Source organism: Streptomyces sp. PL-25, assembly GCF_058344915.1.
The window spans coordinates 1,035,234-1,052,711 of record NZ_CP136997.1 but is presented as its reverse complement, the minus strand read 5'-3'; the positions used below and the strand labels follow the sequence as shown (position 1 = coordinate 1,052,711).

Sequence of the window (17,478 nt, the reverse complement as noted above, 5' to 3'; positions counted from 1 at the left end):
GGGCCCCGGGTGCGCCGCCCGCGTGCGTCGTCCGCGGCCCCGCGCACGCAGGCGCCGCGTATCGCCGCCGGTCGCTTGTTCGCGTCCGCGGGCCGCCCCTGCGGCGCGGGTTGCTTCGCAAGATTCGCCGGCCATGGCGAAATGTCCGGCATCTTTGGGACGCGTCCGCGCGGGTACTTCCCCGGAGTTCCCGAGTTCCATGTGCTGGGCCGGGAGACCTTCCTGGTGCCCGTCGAGTGGGTGGACGGCCGGCCGCGGGCCGGCCCGGTCCGCGAGCGGCGCCCGGCCTCCGCCGCCTGGCACCCGCTGCCGCCCGAACCGGCCCGCGACGACTTCGACGGGCCCGCGCTCGCACCGCGGTGGCTCCCCCCCCCCCGCGCGGCAGACCGGACGACTCCTGGTCGCTCGGTCGCCGCCCGGGGTGGCTGACGCTGACCGCGACCGGCGACAGCCTCGACCGGCCCGGCCACGCCTTCGTCGGCCGCCGGGAGCGGCACCCGGACTGCCGTACGGGCGGCCGGGGCGACATCGGCTCGGGCCGGGCCGGACTGTCCGTGTGCCTGGACGAGGCGCACCACTACGGCCGGGAGTCTGCGGGGGACGGCGAGCGTGACGGCGCGCATCGGTCCGGCGCGGCGTTCGACTGGTTCGAGCACAGCCCGCCCGTGGTGAGGCGCGCGAGAGCCGGGCCGCACAGGCGTGTGCGTCCCGGCCCCGTGGTGGGCGGGCGGTCCGTGTGACGGAGCCGCCCGTCGTGCTCAGGCCGCGGTCATCACCCGGTCGGTGCCCAGCGGGCGGTGCGGGGCGATGATCTGCCCGTCCGGCAGCAGCTCACCGGTGTCCTCGAAGAGGAGCACGCCGTTGCACAGCAGGCTCCAGCCCTGCTCCGGGTGGTGCGCCACGAGACGGGCGGACTCCCGGTCGGCGGAGTCGGCTGACGGACACGGTGTCTGGTGCTGGCACATGGGCGGGATCTCTCGCTGTGTCGTGTGGTCCGGGATGGCTGTCGTCTGTGTCCTGCGGCTGTCGGCATCGGCCATGGCCGCCCCCCGTTTGATGAGTCGGACTGAAACCAGTGTTGCCCCGCGGACGTGATTCCGCAGGAATTTCGCGGCACCGTCTCTCACAGATTCAAGACGCGTCACCCGCGCGAGCGGTTCACCTCCACCGCGGGGTCCCTTCGGATGGTTCGAGGGGGCCGGATGGGGCTAGTCCGGTCGGGTCAGGGGAGAACGGCGGACCTTCGCGGGGTCCTGCGAGGGCCCCGCGGTGGTCCTACGACGACGAGCGGCGGCCCTCAGGCGGGGGAGCCCAGGAGCCGTACCGGAGTCACCCGGTGGGCGAGGACCGGCAACAGGTCGGCCACCCGGTGCGGCACATGGGCCGGGACGCCGGGCGGGGCGGGCGTCAGCGGGATGAGGAGATCGGTGGCGGCCGGGTGGCCGGCGGCGCCGTCCTCGGACAGGTCGCCGTGCAGCCACAGCGTGAGCATGTACAGGCTGGGCATCGACAGCAGGCGCGGCTGGTAGGGCTGCGGCAGGGTCTCCGCCTGGCGCAGGGCGCGCTCGGTCGAGGCGACGTAGGGGCCCTCGAAGAAGTGCGAGAAGGTCCAGCCGTCCGGGGTCAGCCGGGTCTCCGCCGCGGCCACCGCGTGATCGCCGCAGCGGACCAGGAAGCGCCACCCGGCCAGCCGGGTCGCGGAGATTCCCGCCGGAGTGATCCGGTCGAGGACGTGCACGGGCAGCGGGAGTTCCGGGGTCGCGGGGGCCTGCGCTGCATGGAGGGCGGGGATCCGTGCCTCGCGGACCGCGGTGGGGGAACCGAGGGCGGTGAGGACGGAACGGAGTGCGGGCGCGGGGGCCGGGGGGACGTGCAGCGGCATGGTGGGTCGCCTCTCATTCGACAGGCACGGTGGCGCGAGGGCGGGGCGGGGGCGGACGGCGCTGTCAGCTCTCGGGGCAGGGTGGCGCAGCCGGGGTTTCCGGTGAACGGGGTGACGGAGCGCGGCCTGCCGCTTGACCCTGACGACGGGTCCAGGGTCATGGACGCCGACCTTCTGCCGTGGTGCCGAGTTTATACGACACATGTTCTGGTGTTGTTTCGTCTACCTGTTTCCGGCAGGGGCGACAAGGGTTCATTCGGCCGGTGATATGCGGGAATCATCCCAGTTCTCGGCGGACCGCGCCGCGATGACCTCGGGTGATGCCGATTCGGTGGACGGCTCGTTGTCGTCGGCGTTTTTCACGACTTCTCAGGGGCACCCGATACAGCCGGGTGCTTCATGCCGCGTGAATGTGCCTGTGGACACAGGAGACAAGCGTAGTCGGTGCCGGGCCGCGACGGGACGTTATCGATCGCGTTGGCGGGGCATCATCCCACCTGACCAGGACCCAGGCGGCCGGAGCATCGGGCCCGCCCGAGCGAGGAAGGACGCTGCGATGGGGGAGAAGGTCGTGGCAGGCCAGTTCGACCTGTCCGATCGCAACCGCTACCGCGACAAGCTCAGGCGATGCCTGAAGGGGCTGGAGCGGTTGCTGGAGGAGAAGCGGTTCGACCGCCCCAAGAACCTCATGGGGCTGGAGATCGAATTGAATCTCGTCGGCTCCGACGGGATGCCGAAAATGCTGAATGCGCAAGTACTGGAGCGCATCGCGAGCCGGGACTTCCAGACCGAACTCGCGATGTTCAACCTGGAAGTCAACATCGCCCCGCACCGGCTGGGCGGCCGGGTATTCGACCGCCTCGCGGAGGAACTGACGACATCGTTGGCATATGCCGACCGGAAAGCCGGGGAGGTGGACGCCTCGATCGCGATGATCGGTATTCTGCCGACCCTCGACCGGGACGACCTGGTCTCCTCGAACCTCTCCGACGTCGACCGCTACGCCCTGCTCAACGACCAGATCGTCGCCGCCCGCGGCGAGGACTTCTCCCTGGACATCGACGGGGTGGAACATCTCGTCTGCACCTCGAAGTCCATCGTCCCGGAGGCCGCCTGCACCTCCGTGCAGCTCCACCTCCAGGTCACCCCCGGGCGGTTCGCGGACGTGTGGAACGCCGCGCAGGCGGCCAGCGCCGCGCAGATCGCCGTCGGCGCCAACTCCCCGTTCCTGTTCGGGCGCGAGCTGTGGCGCGAGTCGCGCCCGCCCCTGTTCCAGCAGTCCACCGACACCCGCCCGCCCGAGCTCCAGGCGCAGGGGGTCCGCCCGCGCACCTGGTTCGGCGAGCGCTGGGTCACCTCGGCGTACGACCTGTTCGAGGAGAACCTGCGCTACTACCCGGCGCTGCTGCCGATCTGCGACGAGGAGGATCCGCTCGACGTGCTCGACGCCGGCGGCGTGCCGAAACTCGCCGAGCTGGTCCTGCACAACGGCACCGTCTACCGCTGGAACCGCCCCGTCTACGACGTCGCGGACGGGGTGCCGCACCTGCGCGTGGAGAACCGCGTCCTGCCCGCCGGGCCGACCGTCACGGACGTGGTCGCCAACGCCGTCTTCTACTACGGGCTGGTGCGGGCCCTCGCGGAGGAGCTGCGGCCGGTGTGGACCCGGCTGCCCTTCGAGGCGGCGGCGGCCAACTTCGACGCGGCCTGCCGGCACGGCATCGACGCCCGGTTCACCTGGCCGCGGCGGGGCCGTGCCTCGGGTACGGCCGAGACCGACGCCGTCACCCTCGTACGCGACGAGTTGCTGCCGCTCGCCGCGGCCGGGCTGGACTCCTGGGGCGTGGAGCCGGCGGACCGGGACCGCTACCTCGGTGTGATCGAGGAGCGCTGCCGGCGCCGGACCAACGGCGCCCGCTGGCAGGCCGACACCTACCACCGGGCCCGCGAGGAGCAGGGCCTGGACCGGGAGGCGGCGCTGGCGGCCACGACCCGGCGCTACTGCGAGCTGATGCGGCTGGGCGAGCCGGTGCACACCTGGCCGGTGGGCCTTCCGGAGCCGGTGCCCCTGCGCTGAACCCCCGGGGAGGATCGTTTCCGCGGGGCCGTCGGGCGCCCTCGGCCGGAGGGTGTGCCCCGGCCGGGGGCGCCGCGCCGGGCGGGCACCCGGCGGGGGGCGGCCGTGCCGGGAGGGAGCGGATCGGGCAAGCTGTGACCTCTCAGGACGTGAACGGGAGGCGCGGGTGCAGGCGGAGGCGGGACCGGGGACCGATCTCTATGCGGACGAACGGCTGTCACGGCGTGCGCTCCGGGACGAGACGCTGCTCGTCCTGGCGCTCTCGCTCGGGGCGAGCGGGGTCTCCGCCCTGATCAGCTTTGTCGGCTCGGTCACGAAACCCGGCGGCCTCAAGGACCAGGCGGCCACGCTCAACGCCTCGGCCGCCCCGGGCCGCCCCTGGCTCGACCTGGCCTGGCAGCTGTTCGGGATCGCGAGCGCCCTGGTGCCCGTCGCGCTCGTCGCGCATCTGCTGCTGCGCGAGGGGCAGAGCCTGCGCACCCTCGGGTTCGACCGCACCCGCCCCTGGCCCGACCTGGGCCGCGGGGCCGCCGTCGCGGCGGTCATCGGCAGCACCGGCATCGCCTTCTACCTCGCCGCCCGCGGCCTCGGCTTCAACCTCACCGTGGTGCCCGAGGCGCTGCCCTCCGTGTGGTGGAAGTACCCGGTGCTGGTGCTGTCCGCGGTGCAGAACGCGGTCCTCGAAGAGGTGATCGTCGTCGGCTATCTGCTGCGCAGGCTGGGGCGGCTGGGCTGGACCCCGGGAGCCGCGCTCGCGGGCAGCGCCGTCCTGCGCGGCTCGTACCACCTCTATCAGGGCATCGGCGGCTTCCTCGGCAACATGGCCATGGGTGTGGTGTTCGTCTGGCTGTACCGGCGGTGGGGCCGGGTCGGACCGCTGGTGGTGGCCCACTCGCTGCTGGACATCGGCGCGTTCGTCGGCTACGCCCTGCTCGCGGGGAAGGTGGACTGGCTGCCGACGGCCTGACCCGGCCGGGCCCGCGCTCCGGAGGCACGTCCCTTACGCGGCCTCAGACGCGCAGTTCGCCCTCGATGACCGTCACGGCGTGCCCGGTGAGCAGGGTGCGTCCGCCGCGCAGCTCGGTGCGGACCAGGCCGGAGCGCGGCGAGGCCTGGAGACCGGTGAGGGCGGGGCGGCCCAGGCGCTCGGACCAGTAGGGGGCGAGGGCGGTGTGGGCGCTGCCGGTCACCGGGTCCTCGTCGATGCCGATGTTGGGGAAGAAGCACCGCGAGACGAAGTCGTAGCCGCGGGCGGGGTCCTCGGCCCGCGCGGTGGCGATGACGCCGCGCGCCGAGTGCGCGGCCAGCGCCCTGAGATCGGGGTCGAGGCCCCGGACGGTCTTCTCGTCGGCCAGTTCCAGCACCAGGTCACCGACGTCGGGACCGGTGTCGAAGGCGGTGCGGGGCGTGGCGCCGAGGGCTTCGGCGACCCCGTCCGGGACAGCGACCGCGGTGAGCGGGGCGGTCGGCAGGTCCAAGGTGATCGCGCCGCCGTCGGCGGGGGCTGCGGCGAGTACGCCGCTGCGGGTGGCGAAGCGCACAGGCCCCGTGTGCGCACCGGTGGTGTGCAGGACGTGCGCGGTGGCGAGCGTGGCGTGCCCGCACATCGCGACCTCGGTGGCCGGGGTGAACCAGCGCAGCGCCCAGTCGGCCCCGCCGCCCGCGGGCAGCGGGTGGGCGAAAGCCGTCTCGGCGTGGTTGACCTCCAGGGCGACCCGCTGGAGCCACGGGTCCTCGGGAAAGGCGTCGAGGAGCAGGACCCCGGCGGGGTTGCCCGCGAAGGGACGGTCGGTGAAGGCATCGACGATACGAATCCGCATGCGCCGACGGTAGAGGGCCCGGCGGGACCCGGGCCAAGGCCAATCCGGGTCCGGCGGCCTGGTCGGAGCCCGGAGCCCGGAGCCCGGAGCCCGGAGCCCGGAGCCCGGAGCCGGCCGGGCGCCGGGCGCGCACGCGGTCCGCGCCCGGCGCCCGGCCGACCCGGTTCAGCCCCAGGTCATGTTGATCTCGCGCTCGAAGTTGACGTATCCGGCGCGTCGGAACGCGTTCGCCATCGGGACGTTGCCGAGGTCCGTGGAGGCACGGATGCGCGGGACGTCCTGCTCGGCGAGGACGCGGGTGCCCTCGGCGAGAAGGTCGTCGATGTAGCCGTTGCCGCGGTGCGCGGGAAGGACCGCGATGTAGGCGATGATCGGGTTGTAGCCGTTGTGGGCCGGCAGGACGAATCCCACCGGTTCTCCCCGGGGCAGGGTGGCGACCCGCCACCAGTCCCGCGGGCTGGTGTAGAGGGCCAGTTCCTCCTCGTAGTGCTTGAGGGCCGCCTCCCGGGGGGACAGCCGGGTCAGGTCGGCGCGGCCGTGCGCGTCGAGCGTGCCGTCCATCGCCGACGTCATCAGGGACACGAGTTCCCCGCTGTCGTGCGGCGGCCGGAACGCGAGGCGCCCGCCGGGACCGGGGACCGGTGTCTCCGGACGCCACTCCAGGCGTAGCCGTTCGACGAAGAGCCGGGCACCGGTCCGCTCCAGGACGGCCATGCGGTCCTCGACGATCCGTCTGGGCAGGGCGTCCTCGCGCCAGTCCGGCGGGACGAAGCGGCTGTAGTCAGGGGGCTGTGCCCCGTCGGGCAGGGTCGCCGCCAGCGCGGTGCGCAGCAGGCGTTCCCCGATGTCGAGGCGGTCGGCACCCGGTTCCGGTACGTCGTCGATGTCGAGGACGTCCAGGACGAGAGGTGCGCCGCCGCCCGGCCGGCTCCACCAGGCGGCCCTGGCCACCAGGCGGTCACCGCGCAGGGCGACCCACATCCATTCAGGCCGCCGACGGCCTGTGGCGAGGTCGTCCGCCAGCTCGGCGTTGAGGCCGTAGGGGAGTCGGGTGAAGAGGTCGAGTTCTTCGCGTCCACGGAGGGGACGCAGGGTCAGGTCGTTCTGTTCCACGGTGTAGGCACGCTCCGGTGAAGGCGCCCGGCCGCTCCGGGGGTCAGACGCGGTGCGCGCCCCGGGAGGACACAAGCGCAGTGATCTTGGGAATCATCGGCTTATCCCTCCTCTCGCTGTCATGACTCCTGCCGCGTCGGCAGGGGTTCGGCCGCCATGTCTATCCGACGCCGGACCTGGGCCGCAATGCCTTTATGGGGCCGGTCGCCGTGCCTGAGGGGGCCCGGACCGGCGGCCCGTCGGCAGGCGGCCGGGCGAGGCTGTCGTCGGACGGTTGCCAGGCGAGCTGTTCCGATATATCGTTGAGGCATCGCGACAGATCAACGATGGAATGGAGTAGTGGCGATGCGTACCCATGGATTCGAGCGTGGACACCGGCACGACGGCCCCTGGCGCGGCCGCGAGGACTTCGACGGGCGCCGGGCGGCATTCGGCCCCTTCGGGCCGGGCGGACCGGGCTTCGGTCCGGGCTTCGGACCCGGCCCCTGGGGTGGCCGAGGGCGTGGCGGACCGAGGGGGAGGGCGCGGCGCGGTGACGTACGGGCATCGATCCTGGCCCTGCTCAAGGAGCGGTCCATGCACGGCTACGAGATGATCCAGGAGATCGCCGAACGCAGCGGCGGCGCGTGGAAGCCGAGCCCCGGCTCGGTCTACCCCACCCTCCAGCTGCTGGAGGACGAGGGCCTGATCGCCAGTGAGTCCGAGGGCGGCAAGAAGCTCTTCTCCCTCACCGAGGAGGGCCGCGCGGCCGCCGAGGAGACGCCGGAGGCACCCTGGCAGGAGGCCACGCGCGGGATCGACTGGGAGGCTCTCGGCGAGATCCGCCAGGCCGGCGCCGGACTGATGGAGGCCTTCGGGCAGGTCTGGAAGACCGGCAGCAAGGAACAGCGCGACAAGGCGCTCGCGGTCATCAACGAGGCCCGCAAGAAGCTGTACCTGATCCTCGCCGACGAGGACTGACGGGCGGCGTCCGGTATCCGGCATCCGGCGCTCCGTGGGGCGAACCGCTCCACGGAGCGCCTTCGCCGGTCACGGAGCGGATCGCGGAGCAGCTCGGTGCCGTCTGTGAGGCGTCCCGGCGGCTGCTGTGCGAATTGACCTGATCTCATCCGTAAGGAGGAGATTCCGGCCCGCCGTGTCCACTCTGCGTGGGACGCGGAAATGCTTCCCGCCGGGGATGCCCGGGGCCCGCGGGACTGATGGGCTGGGGGATGTGCAAGCCCGTATCCCCCGGCAGCCGGTCCGTGAGCAGGACGGCAGCCCCCCGGTCGACGACGCCGGGCTCAGTGCCGAACTGTCGGCGGTGGTCGCCGGTGCCCGTCGGCGGGCCCTGCGGGACGCGGACCGGCAGATCGACACCGCCCACCTGCTGCACTCGCTCCTAGAGGCGGACCCCGAGGTGCGCGAGGTGTGCGGTGGCGGCCCGCGGATCGTCCGGCTGCTCGGCTACCTCGTCCAGCGCAGCATCGGCTACGGCCTGCGTTGGCAGAGCGGCGTGGAGGACTCGGGCGCCCTGCCCGTGGTGACCGAGGCGGCCGCCGCCGAGGCCGACGGCTGGTCGCCGGTGGCGTCGGCCGCCCTGGAGCACGCCCGTGCGCGCGCCGCCCGCCGCGGTGACGACCCGGCCCGCGGCGTCGACCTCCTCGCCGGAATCGTCGAGGTGCCCGGATCGCGGGCCGTCGAGGTGCTCGCCCGCGCGGGGATCGACGCCCGTGAACTGGCCGCCGGTATCCCGGAAGCGGGCGGGGGAGGGGGCGCGGACGGGGACCGGGGCCCCGCCGAGGAGTACGCCGGGGACGGCTGACCCGTCCGCCGTCCCGCACCGGCCCGCACCGGCCCGCGCCGCCGGCCCGCACCGGCCCATGCCGCCGTCCCGTCCCGCGAGACGTGCGTGCCGTCCAGCCGGTGAGACAGGTGCCAACAGGAGTGACGCTCATGTCGCCGCCTGTCATCATGTGCCGGTGGTTACGTCTGGGATCAGTCAGCGGCAGTCCGGCAGAGGCGTCGGGCTCGGTCTCGCGCTCGTCTCCGCGGTCGCCTTCGGCGGCTCGGGGGTCGCGGCCAAACCGCTGATCGAGGCGGGCCTCGACCCGCTGCACGTCGTCTGGCTGCGCGTCACCGGCGCGGCCCTGGTCATGGTGCCGCTCGCCGTCCGCCACCGCGCGCTGCTGCGCCGGCGCCCCGCCCTGCTCGCCGGGTTCGGACTGCTCGCCGTGGCAGGCGTCCAGGCCTGCTACTTCGCCGCGCTCTCCCGTATCCCCGTCGGTGTGGCGCTGCTCATTGAGTACCTGGCACCGGCCCTGGTCCTCGGCTGGGTCCGCTTCGTGCAGCGGCGGCCGGTCACCCGGGCCGCCGCGCTCGGCGTGGTCCTCGCGGCGGGCGGACTCGCCTGTGTCGTCGAGGTGTGGTCCGGGCTGGGCTTCGCCCCGCTCGGCCTGCTGCTCGCCCTCGGCGCGGCCTGCTGCCAGGTCGGCTACTTCGTCCTCTCCGACCAGGGCGGCGACGCGGGCGACCAGGCACCCGACCCGCTCGGCGTCATCGCGTACGGGCTGCTCGTCGGCGCCGTCGTGCTGACCGCCGTGGCGCGGCCCTGGGGCATGGACTGGTCGGTCCTCGCGCACTCCGCCCGGATGAACGGGACCCAGGTCCCGGCCGTCGTCCTGCTGGTCTGGATCGTGCTGGTCGCCACGGTCCTCGCGTACGTCACCGGCGTGCTCTCGGTGCGCCGGCTCTCCCCGCAGGTCGCGGGTGTGGTGGCGTGCCTGGAGGCGGTCATCGCGACCGTGCTGGCCTGGGTGCTGCTCGGCGAACACCTGTCCGCGCCGCAGGTGGCGGGCGGCGCCGTGGTCCTGCTGGGCGCGTTCATCGCGCAGTCCTCGGCGCCCGCCGGGAGCGCGACGGCGCCGGCCGCGGACGGTGCCGCGGAGCGGGAGTTGTCGGCGCGCGGCACCACGATCCAGGACAGGCGCTAGGCTGCGGACCATGCACACGCCCGCGCGAACCGTCTCGCCGCCCGCCGCCTGAGGCGGGCCCTTCGGCCGGTCCGGCGCCATGCCGGGCCGGACGGTGCTGCCCGCAGAAGAAGTCCGACGACCCCGCCGAACCGGGGTCCTCCTTCCCGAACTTCTGCACCTCTGCGGAGAGAACTCGTGTCGCATGCTTCCTCCGGCCTGTCCCTCGGGCGTGGCCTCCTCTGTCTGATCGTCGCCGGTGCCGCCTGGGGCACCGCCGGTGCCGCCGCCTCCCTGGTCTACCGCGCCAGTGACATGGGACCGGCCGCCCTGTCCTTCTGGCGCTGCGCCGTGGGCGTCGTGCTGCTGCTCGCCGTCCGCCTGCTGCGCCCGCGCGTGCGGCCCGCGGCGCCCGTCGGCCGCCGTGCCGTCCTGCTGCGGGCCGGTGCCACCGGGTTCGGGCTCGCCGTCTTCCAGACCGCCTACTTCGCCGCCGTCTCCGCGACCGGCCTCGCGGTGGCGACCGTCGTCACCCTCGGCGCCGGGCCGGTGCTCATCGCGCTCGGCGCCCGGCTCACGCTGGGCGAACGGCTCGGCCGGTCCGGCGCCGCCGCTGTCGCCGGGGCGCTGGCCGGGCTCACCGTGCTGGTACTGGGCAGCGGTGGCGCCACCGTACGGCCGTGGGGTGTCCTGCTCGCCCTCGCCTCCGCGGCCGGGTACAGCGGGATGACGCTGCTGACCCGCCGCTGGGGCCGGGACGGCGGCGCCGACCACTCCGCCACGACCGTGGGGGCGTTCGCGGTGGCCACGCTGTGCGTGCTGCCGCTCGCCGCGGCCGAGGGGCTGATGCCGCACACCGTCGAACCGGTCCGGCTGCTGTGGCTGCTGGCCTACATCGGCACGGTGCCCACCGCACTCGCCTACGCCCTGTACTTCGCGGGCGCGGCGGTCGTCCGCTCGGCCACCGTGTCCGTGATCATGCTCCTGGAGCCGGTCAGCGCGGCCGTGCTGGCGGTCGTCCTGCTCGGGGAGCGGCTGACGGCGGCGACCCTCGTCGGCACCGCGCTGATGCTCGGCTCGGTCGGCGGCCTCGCCGTCGCGGAGACCCGCGCGGCACGGACCGCCGAGGAGGAACCCGCCCTGGTGTGACGGGAGGTGGGGGAGGCCCCGCCCGGGATCCGCCGTCCCGGGCGGGGCCCTCCCGGAGTTCCCCTACGGCGCTCGTCGCGCCGCCGTCACAGCTCCGAGAGGTAGCCGGGGACCTCGACACCGGCGGCGAGGTCCGGTTCGGCGAGCGGCGTGCCGTACACCGTGCGGACCGGGACCACCCCGGCCCAGTACGGGAGGCCGAGGTCCTCGGGCTCCTCGTTCACACCGCCGGTGCGCAGCTTGGCGGAGACCTCCGCGAGGTCCAGGCGGAGCACGGCGGTGGCGGCGAGTTCCTTCGTGTTGCCGGGGCGGGAGTCGGCCGCCCGGCCGGGCACCACGTGGTCCACCAGCGCGTCCAGGGCCGTCCGCTTCTCCTCGGGGTCGGTCACCTGGTGGGCGGTGCCGTGCACCACGACACTGCGGTAGTTGACCGAGTGGTGGAAGGCGGAGCGGGCCAGCACCAGGCCGTCGACATGGGTGACCGTCAGACAGACCGCGAGGCCCGGGTCGGCCTGGCCGGCCATGCGCAGCGGGCGTGAACCGGTCGAACCGTGCACGTACAGCCGCTCGCCGACCCGGCCGTAGAGCGTCGGCAGCACCACGGGCGCCCCGTCACGGACGAAGCCCAGGTGGCAGACGTATCCCTCGTCGAGTATCGCGTGCACCAGTTCCTTGTCGTACGCGGCCTTCTGCGCGGACCGGGTGGGGACGGTGCGGTCGGTCCGGGGGTAGGTGTCGGCCGGCGGTGTCGGCTGCGAGGTCCCCTGCATTGCGGTCTCCATTGCACTAGTGCATAATTGGCTTTGTGCTAGGAGAATATCGGATCGAGGGCCGTCGCGCAGCGGACATCGCGTCGAGCGTCGAGCGGGCGGTGGGCTCGGGAGAGCTGGAGCCGGGGCAACTGCTGCCTCCCATGCGGGAGTTGGCGACACAGCTCGGCGTCAATCCGAACACCGTGGCCGCCGCGTACCGCGTGCTGCGCGAGCGCGGGGTCATCGAGACGGCCGGGCGCCGCGGCAGCCGGGTGCGGCCCGCGCCCGCCACCACCGGACGCGACCGCATCCGTGTGGATGTGCCCGAGGGCGTGCGGGACGTGTCCGCGGGCAACCCGGACCCGGCCCTGCTGCCGCCGCTGGCACCGGCCTTCGCCGCCGCGACGGCCGAGGCCGACCGCGCGCCCGTCCTCTACGGCGACCTGGCCGTGGACCCGGGCCTGGCGCGCGCCGCCCGTGCCGCACTGGACGCCGCGGGCGTGCCGGACGGGCCCCTCGCGGTGGTGACCGGCTCGCTGGACGGCGTCGAACGGGTCCTCACCGCCCATCTCAAGCAGGGGGACACCGTCGCCGTGGAGGACCCGGGCTGGGGCCGCACGCTCGACCTGGTGCCGGCGCTCGGGCTGCGGACCGTGCCGGTCCGCGTGGACGACGAGGGGCCGCACCCCGAGGCCGTGCGGCGAGCGCTGGCGGGCGGTGCGCGCGCCCTGATCGTCACCGACCGGGCACAGAACCCGACCGGCGCCGCGCTGAGCGCCACGCGCGCGCGTGCCCTGCGTGCCGTCCTGGCCGAACACCCGGAGACCCTGCTGATCGAGGACGACCACGGCCACGGCATCGTCGACGTCCCGCTGCACCCGCTCGCCGGGACCACCCGGCACTGGGCCTTCGTCCGCTCGGTCGCCAAGGCGTACGGTCCCGATCTGCGTCTGGCCGTGCTCACCGGTGACGAGGTGACCGTGGACCGGGTGCGCGGACGGCAGCGGCTCGGGCCCGGCTGGGTGAGCCTGCTGGTGCAGCGGGCCGTGCTGCGGCTGCTGACGGACGGCGCGCCGGAAAGCGGCGCCGTGGCGGCCCGGTACGACGAGCGGCGCGAGCGGCTGATCGGCGCGCTGGCGGAGCGCGGGGTGGCCGCGCGCGGGCGCAGCGGGATGAACGTGTGGGTGCCGGTGCCGGACGAGACCGGTGCCGTCGCCCGGCTGCTGCACGCGGGCTGGGCCGTCGCCCCCGGCGCCCGCTACCGGCTCAGCGAGCCTCCGGGCATCCGCATCACCGTCTCGACGCTGCGCGGGGAGGAGACCGAGCGGCTGGCGGACGCGGTGGCGGCGGCGCTGGAACCGGCCGCGGCGCGCAGCTACGTCTGAGCGGGCGCCGCCGGTACGGGGCGGGAGGGCTGTCCGGACGGCTCGGGCTGTCCGGACGGTTCCTCGGACCGCCGGCTCTCGGCGGCCGTGGCCGTGGCCGGGAGTGTCGGCGCGGGCGTGGCCGTGGCTTCGGGGGCGGACCGCCCTGTCCTGCCGCGCGGCCCGGCCTGGGTCAGGGCCGCGCCCGCCAGCACGATTACCGCGCCGACCGGAGTCGACCAGGTCAGCTCCTCACCGAGGACGGCGACCCCGGCGGCGGCCGCGATGACCGGCACGAAATAGGTCACCATCTGGGCCGTGGTGGGCCCCACCTCGGCGACCAGCCCGTACTGCACGAGCATGGCGAACCCGGTGCCGAGCGCGCCCAGCGCGGCGACCGCCAGCAGCGGCAGCAGGTCCACCTGGGCCGGTACGTCCGTGAACAGCGGCGTGACGACCGCCAGTTGCACCGTGGCCAGCAGCAACTGCCCGCCGGTCAGGGACAGGTGCGACTCCGGGGCGCCGGCCAGCGTGCGACGGACGTAGATCCAGCCGACCGGGTAGCTCAGCGAGGCCAGCAGCGCCATCGCCGTGCCGCCCGCGTCCAGGCCGTGGAAGCCCTGCCAGGCGCCGAGCACCGTGAGCACCCCGAGGAAGCCGAGCCCGAGCCCCGCCACCCGCACCCGGGTCGGGCGGTCCTCGGAGAGGGCGACCAGCGAGAGCACCATGCCCCACAGCGGCGAGGTGGCGTTGCAGATGCCCGCCAGCGTGGACGGGATGGTCAGCTCCGAGTAGGCGAAGAGCGAGAACGGCAGCGCGTTGAGGAAGAACCCGGCGACCGCCAGATGGCCCCAGGTGCGCGCACCGCGCGGCAGCCGCTCCCGCTTCACCGCCATCGCCACGGCCAGCACCGCCGTGCCGAACACCAGCCGCCCCAGCGTCACCTGGAACGGCGCGAAGCTGCGCGTGCCCACCTTCATGAACAGGAAGCTGAAGCCCCAGACCAGCGCCAGGAAGGCGAACCGGACCCGCCAGTGCGCGGGGCGGCGGGCCCTCGGGGAAGGGGACGGCGGGGACGGCAAGGCGGCGGCGGTCGCGGTGGTCATGCTCGTAGCGTGCCGCGCTCAACCTCGTAGCACAATCGAGAATTCGCGCGCTGTACCTCGTAGTATCGCTTACATGTTGAACCTGGAGCGCCTGCGGACCCTCGACGCCCTCGCCCGGCACGGCTCGGTCAGCGGCGCGGCCGACGGACTGCACGTGACGACCTCGGCCGTCTCGCAGCAGCTGGCGAAGCTGGAACGCGAGGTGGGCCAGCGGCTCCTGGCCAGGAACGGCCGGGGCGTACGCCTCACCGACGCCGGGCGGCTGCTCGCCGAACACGCGGCGCGCATCCTCTCCCAGGTGGAGCTGGCCCAGTCCGATCTGGAGGCCCAGCGCGGGCAGGTGGTCGGCGAACTGCGGCTGGCCGCGTTCCCCACGGGTGCGCGCGGCCTGTTCCCGGCGGCGCTGTGCCATCTGCGCGCCCGGCACCCGGCACTCGGTGTCACCACCGCCGAGGTGGAACCCGCCCCCGCCGTACGGGCCGTGCTGCGCGGTGACGCCGACCTCGCCGTGGTCCTCGACTGGTACAACAAGCCGCTGCCCGTCCCCGAGGGGCTCGTCCGGGCGCCGCTCCTCGACGACCCCGTGGATGTGGCGCTGCCCGCCGCGCATCCGCACGCGGACCGCGCCGACGCCGGGCTGGAGGACTTCGCCGCCGACGACTGGATCAGCTGGGGCGACGACGAGTTCTGCCACGAGTGGCTGCTCGACACCCTGCGCTCCAAGGGGGTGGAACCCCGTGTGGCGCACCGCGCCCAGGAGCACGCCACCCAGCTCGCGCTGGTCGCGGCCGGCCTCGGGGTGTGCGTGGCGCCGCGCCTGGGGCGGGGGCCGCTGCCGGCCGGGGTGCGGGCCGTTCCGGTGCGGCAGGCGGTGCGGCGGCACGTCTACGCCGTGTGGCGGGCCGACGCCGACCGCCGCCCCTCGATCCGGGCGGCGGTGGAGGCCCTGCGCGCCGCGGGTGACCAGCTCGGCTGAAGGGCCGGGCCGCCCGGCCGGCGCGCGGACACCGGTCCGCCCGCCCGGCCGCGCCGGTGTCCGCGCGCGTTGTCCACAGGGCGGCCGGAGGGGTGCGTGCCCCCAGTAGCCTGGGGCGATGCTCAAGGAAGTCAACGCGACCCGGTTCATCACACCGCTCCGTGAGGGCGGTTCGCTGCCGGGGCTCGTCGAGGCCGACGACCTCGGCACGTACGTCCTGAAGTTCAGCGGCGCCGGTCAGGGCCGCAAGACGCTCGTCGCCGAGGTCGTCTGCGGTGAACTGGCCCGGAGGCTGGGGTTCCGTGTGCCGTCCCTCGCGGTCGTCGGCCTGGATCCGGTGCTCGGTCTCGGTGAACCCGACGAGCGGGTCCAGGAGCTGTTGCGCTCCAGCGGCGGGGGCAACCTCGGGATGGACTTCCTCTCCGGTGCCCTCGGCTTCGACCCGCTGGCCTTCCCGGTGGACGCCGAGGAGGCCGGGCGGATCGTCTGGTTCGACGCGCTGGTGAACAACGTGGACCGCTCCTGGCGCAACCCGAACCTGCTCAGATGGCGCGGCGCGCTGTGGCTGATCGACCACGGCGCCACCATGATCTGGCAGCACAACTGGCCGGGCGCCGAGGCGTCCGCGGCCCGTCCGTACGACGCCTCCGACCACGCCCTCGCGTGCTTCGCCCCGGATGTCGCGGCCGCCGCCGCGGATCTGGCACCGCGGATCACCGAGGACCTGCTCGCCGAGGTGACCGCCGAGATCCCGGACGCCTGGCTGACGGACGAGCCCGGCTTCGCCACCCCCGGCGAACTGCGCCGCGCCTACGCCCGGCCGCTGCTCGCGCGGGCCGCGGTGATCCACGAACGCATCCAGGGAATCCAGGGCAGCCAGGACTCCGAAGGGAACGGGGGGACCACGTGAGCGACCACCACATCCTCGGCGGCCGACAGGCGGGCGAGCGCCACATCATCGGCAGCCGGACGAGTGACCGGGACGTCTTCGAGTACGCCCTGCTGCGGATCGTCCCGCGGATCGAGCGCGGCGAGTGCCTCAACGCCGGAGTGCTCGTCTACTGCCGGGCCAAGGCGTACGTCGGCGCCCGCACCCATCTCGACGAGGCGCGGCTGCGGGCGCTCGACCCGGACGCCGACGTGGCGGGCGTGCGGGCCGCGCTCGCCGCCGTCGAGGGCGTGTGCGCGGGCGGTGCGGCGGCCGGGCAGGCGGCCGGGGACGACGCCGGCCGGCGCTTCCGCTGGCTGGTCGCGCCGCGTTCCACGATCGTCCAGCCGGGTCCCGTGCACACCGGACTCACCCTCGACCCGGCCGCGGAGGCGCAACGGTTGCTCGATCTCCTGGTGAGGTAATGGATCACACGTGGCGGGCGTGCCGTTGACACCGGGTGCCAGGGCTTCTAGCGTCACGTCCACCAGAGGTACTAAGCGGTCGCTCACCGCTGACCGGATTCACCGGCCGGGCTCCGGGCCCGGTCCGGGCAGGTTCTCTCAAGGGCGAGGAGAAGCAGCAATGTCCACCACTGACCAGCGGGTCGCCGTCGTCACCGGAGCCGCACGCGGCATCGGTGCCGCCACCGCCGTACGGCTGGCCGCCGAGGGCCGCGCCGTCGCCGTGATCGACCTCGACGAGGCCGCCTGCAAGGGCACCGTGGAGACGATCACCGCGGCCGGCGGCCGGGCCGTCGCGATCGGCGCCGACGTCTCCGACGAGGCGCAGGTCGAGGCGGCGGTCGCGCGCGTCGTCGAGGAGCTCGGCGCGCCGACGATCCTCGTCAACAACGCGGGCGTGCTCCGGGACAACCTGCTGTTCAAGATGAGCGCCTCCGACTGGGACACCGTCCTGAGCGTGCATCTGCGCGGCTCCTTCCTGATGGCCCGCGCGGTCCAGAAGCACATGGTGGACGCGGGCTTCGGCCGGATCGTCAACCTCTCCTCGTCCTCCGCGCTCGGCAACCGCGGCCAGGCCAACTACGCGGCCGCCAAGGCGGGCCTCCAGGGCTTCACCAAGACCCTGGCCAAGGAGCTGGGCAAGTTCGGCATCACCGCCAACTCGGTGGCCCCCGGCTTCATCGCCACCGAGATGACCAAGGCCACCGCCGAGCGCGTCGGCATGGGCTTCGAGGACTTCAAGGCCGCCGCCGCCACCCAGATCCCGGTGCAGCGCGTCGGCGAGCCGGAGGACATCGCCAACGCCATCGCCTTCTTCACGGGCGACGCCGCAGGTTTCGTCTCCGGCCAGGTCCTGTATGTCGCCGGCGGACCGCTCAACTGAGGGACACACGCAC

18 protein-coding genes are annotated in these 17,478 nt (G+C 74.0%); 12 read left to right on the top strand and 6 right to left on the bottom strand.

Annotated elements, in window-relative coordinates; all coding sequences use genetic code 11:
- Nucleotides 1-359: 359 nt before the first annotated feature.
- Nucleotides 360-740, top strand: coding sequence for a beta-xylosidase family glycoside hydrolase (locus tag R4Z62_RS04635; RefSeq protein ID WP_491519194.1), 381 nt, complete (start codon nucleotides 360-362; stop codon nucleotides 738-740).
- Between the two features lie 18 nt (nucleotides 741-758).
- On the opposite strand, the gene R4Z62_RS04630 is transcribed toward R4Z62_RS04635, so the two are convergent.
- Together R4Z62_RS04630 and R4Z62_RS04625 are read right to left on the bottom strand one after the other, a co-directional pair.
- Nucleotides 759-965, bottom strand: a complete 207-nt coding sequence (locus R4Z62_RS04630) for a DUF5999 family protein (RefSeq protein ID WP_026253111.1) — start codon at nucleotides 963-965, stop codon at nucleotides 759-761.
- Nucleotides 966-1,297: 332 nt separating this feature from the next.
- On the bottom strand, nucleotides 1,298-1,882 hold the full coding sequence (locus R4Z62_RS04625; RefSeq protein WP_355485400.1) for a hypothetical protein: 585 nt from the start codon (nucleotides 1,880-1,882) through the stop codon (nucleotides 1,298-1,300).
- A gap of 556 nt (nucleotides 1,883-2,438) precedes the next feature.
- On the opposite strand from R4Z62_RS04625, the gene R4Z62_RS04620 reads away from it, so the two are divergent.
- Both R4Z62_RS04620 and R4Z62_RS04615 read left to right on the top strand, forming a co-directional pair.
- Nucleotides 2,439-3,959: a glutamate-cysteine ligase family protein gene (locus R4Z62_RS04620; RefSeq protein ID WP_491519193.1), complete on the top strand. Its 1,521-nt coding sequence runs from the start codon at nucleotides 2,439-2,441 to the stop codon at nucleotides 3,957-3,959.
- 166 nt (nucleotides 3,960-4,125) lie between these two features.
- A complete protein-coding gene (locus R4Z62_RS04615) occupies nucleotides 4,126-4,926 on the top strand; it encodes a CPBP family intramembrane glutamic endopeptidase (RefSeq protein WP_389602017.1) in 801 nt (266 codons plus the stop codon).
- Nucleotides 4,927-4,969: 43 nt separating this feature from the next.
- Here R4Z62_RS04615 and R4Z62_RS04610 read toward each other — a convergent pair whose 3' ends face one another.
- Nucleotides 4,970-5,779 carry a PhzF family phenazine biosynthesis protein gene (locus R4Z62_RS04610; protein WP_491519192.1) on the bottom strand — a complete coding sequence of 270 codons (810 nt, stop codon included), beginning with the start codon at nucleotides 5,777-5,779 and terminating at the stop codon, nucleotides 4,970-4,972.
- 165 nt (nucleotides 5,780-5,944) lie between these two features.
- Complete coding sequence (locus R4Z62_RS04605) at nucleotides 5,945-6,892, bottom strand: GNAT family N-acetyltransferase (protein ID WP_355483723.1); 948 nt, start codon at nucleotides 6,890-6,892, stop codon at nucleotides 5,945-5,947.
- A 345-nt stretch (nucleotides 6,893-7,237) separates the two neighbouring features.
- On the opposite strand from R4Z62_RS04605, the gene R4Z62_RS04600 reads away from it, so the two are divergent.
- The 4 genes from R4Z62_RS04600 (at nucleotide 7,238) to R4Z62_RS04585 (ending at nucleotide 10,992) form a co-directional block, all read left to right on the top strand.
- Nucleotides 7,238-7,852, top strand: coding sequence for a PadR family transcriptional regulator (locus tag R4Z62_RS04600; protein WP_078510172.1), 615 nt, complete (start codon nucleotides 7,238-7,240; stop codon nucleotides 7,850-7,852).
- 253 nt (nucleotides 7,853-8,105) lie between these two features.
- Nucleotides 8,106-8,696, top strand: a complete 591-nt coding sequence (locus tag R4Z62_RS04595) for a Clp protease N-terminal domain-containing protein (RefSeq protein ID WP_064531526.1) — start codon at nucleotides 8,106-8,108, stop codon at nucleotides 8,694-8,696.
- Nucleotides 8,697-8,847: 151 nt separating this feature from the next.
- Nucleotides 8,848-9,864, top strand: coding sequence for an EamA family transporter (locus tag R4Z62_RS04590; protein WP_491519191.1), 1,017 nt, complete (start codon nucleotides 8,848-8,850; stop codon nucleotides 9,862-9,864).
- Nucleotides 9,865-10,041: 177 nt separating this feature from the next.
- On the top strand, nucleotides 10,042-10,992 hold the full coding sequence (locus R4Z62_RS04585) for a DMT family transporter (RefSeq protein WP_491519190.1): 951 nt from the start codon (nucleotides 10,042-10,044) through the stop codon (nucleotides 10,990-10,992).
- Between the two features lie 86 nt (nucleotides 10,993-11,078).
- Here R4Z62_RS04585 and R4Z62_RS04580 read toward each other — a convergent pair whose 3' ends face one another.
- Nucleotides 11,079-11,762, bottom strand: coding sequence for a pyridoxamine 5'-phosphate oxidase family protein (locus tag R4Z62_RS04580; protein WP_355483776.1), 684 nt, complete (start codon nucleotides 11,760-11,762; stop codon nucleotides 11,079-11,081).
- A 35-nt stretch (nucleotides 11,763-11,797) separates the two neighbouring features.
- Here R4Z62_RS04580 and R4Z62_RS04575 point away from each other — a divergent pair, with 35 nt between their 5' ends.
- Entirely contained in the window at nucleotides 11,798-13,129 is a 1,332-nt protein-coding gene (locus R4Z62_RS04575) for an aminotransferase class I/II-fold pyridoxal phosphate-dependent enzyme (protein WP_491519189.1), read from the top strand.
- Here the strand turns inward: R4Z62_RS04575 and R4Z62_RS04570 are convergent.
- A complete protein-coding gene (locus R4Z62_RS04570; protein ID WP_491519188.1) occupies nucleotides 13,120-14,214 on the bottom strand; it encodes a DMT family transporter in 1,095 nt (364 codons plus the stop codon). The genes R4Z62_RS04575 and R4Z62_RS04570 overlap by 10 nt on opposite strands.
- A 73-nt stretch (nucleotides 14,215-14,287) precedes the next feature.
- Between R4Z62_RS04570 and R4Z62_RS04565 the strand changes: the two genes are divergently transcribed.
- The 4 genes from R4Z62_RS04565 to fabG all read left to right on the top strand — a co-directional run bounded on the left by R4Z62_RS04565 (nucleotide 14,288) and on the right by fabG (nucleotide 17,465).
- Nucleotides 14,288-15,190, top strand: coding sequence for a LysR family transcriptional regulator (locus R4Z62_RS04565; RefSeq protein ID WP_064531521.1), 903 nt, complete (start codon nucleotides 14,288-14,290; stop codon nucleotides 15,188-15,190).
- A gap of 118 nt (nucleotides 15,191-15,308) precedes the next feature.
- Entirely contained in the window at nucleotides 15,309-16,100 is a 792-nt protein-coding gene (locus tag R4Z62_RS04560) for a HipA family kinase (protein ID WP_491519187.1), read from the top strand.
- On the top strand, nucleotides 16,097-16,543 hold the full coding sequence (locus tag R4Z62_RS04555) for a DUF3037 domain-containing protein (RefSeq protein ID WP_385494032.1): 447 nt from the start codon (nucleotides 16,097-16,099) through the stop codon (nucleotides 16,541-16,543). The genes R4Z62_RS04560 and R4Z62_RS04555 overlap by 4 nt, the downstream gene beginning before the upstream one ends.
- A 160-nt stretch (nucleotides 16,544-16,703) precedes the next feature.
- Nucleotides 16,704-17,465, top strand: coding sequence for a 3-oxoacyl-ACP reductase FabG (gene fabG / locus R4Z62_RS04550; RefSeq protein ID WP_064531519.1), 762 nt, complete (start codon nucleotides 16,704-16,706; stop codon nucleotides 17,463-17,465).
- Nucleotides 17,466-17,478: the final 13 nt, after the last annotated feature.

Excerpts from the sequence above, each read along its gene's own strand:
- R4Z62_RS04580 (WP_355483776.1), bottom strand. The coding sequence starts at position 11,762 with ATGCAGGGGACCTCGCAGCCGACACCGCCGGCCGACACCTACCCCCGG.
- R4Z62_RS04570 (WP_491519188.1), bottom strand. The coding sequence starts at position 14,214 with ATGACCACCGCGACCGCCGCCGCCTTGCCGTCCCCGCCGTCCCCTTCC.
- fabG (WP_064531519.1), top strand. The coding sequence starts at position 16,704 with ATGTCCACCACTGACCAGCGGGTCGCCGTCGTCACCGGAGCCGCACGC.
- R4Z62_RS04560 (WP_491519187.1), top strand. The coding sequence starts at position 15,309 with ATGCTCAAGGAAGTCAACGCGACCCGGTTCATCACACCGCTCCGTGAG.
- R4Z62_RS04620 (WP_491519193.1), top strand. The coding sequence starts at position 2,439 with ATGGGGGAGAAGGTCGTGGCAGGCCAGTTCGACCTGTCCGATCGCAAC.
- R4Z62_RS04610 (WP_491519192.1), bottom strand. The coding sequence starts at position 5,779 with ATGCGGATTCGTATCGTCGATGCCTTCACCGACCGTCCCTTCGCGGGC.
- R4Z62_RS04630 (WP_026253111.1), bottom strand. The coding sequence starts at position 965 with ATGTGCCAGCACCAGACACCGTGTCCGTCAGCCGACTCCGCCGACCGG.
- R4Z62_RS04600 (WP_078510172.1), top strand. The coding sequence starts at position 7,238 with ATGCGTACCCATGGATTCGAGCGTGGACACCGGCACGACGGCCCCTGG.
- R4Z62_RS04625 (WP_355485400.1), bottom strand. The coding sequence starts at position 1,882 with ATGCCGCTGCACGTCCCCCCGGCCCCCGCGCCCGCACTCCGTTCCGTC.
- R4Z62_RS04565 (WP_064531521.1), top strand. The coding sequence starts at position 14,288 with ATGTTGAACCTGGAGCGCCTGCGGACCCTCGACGCCCTCGCCCGGCAC.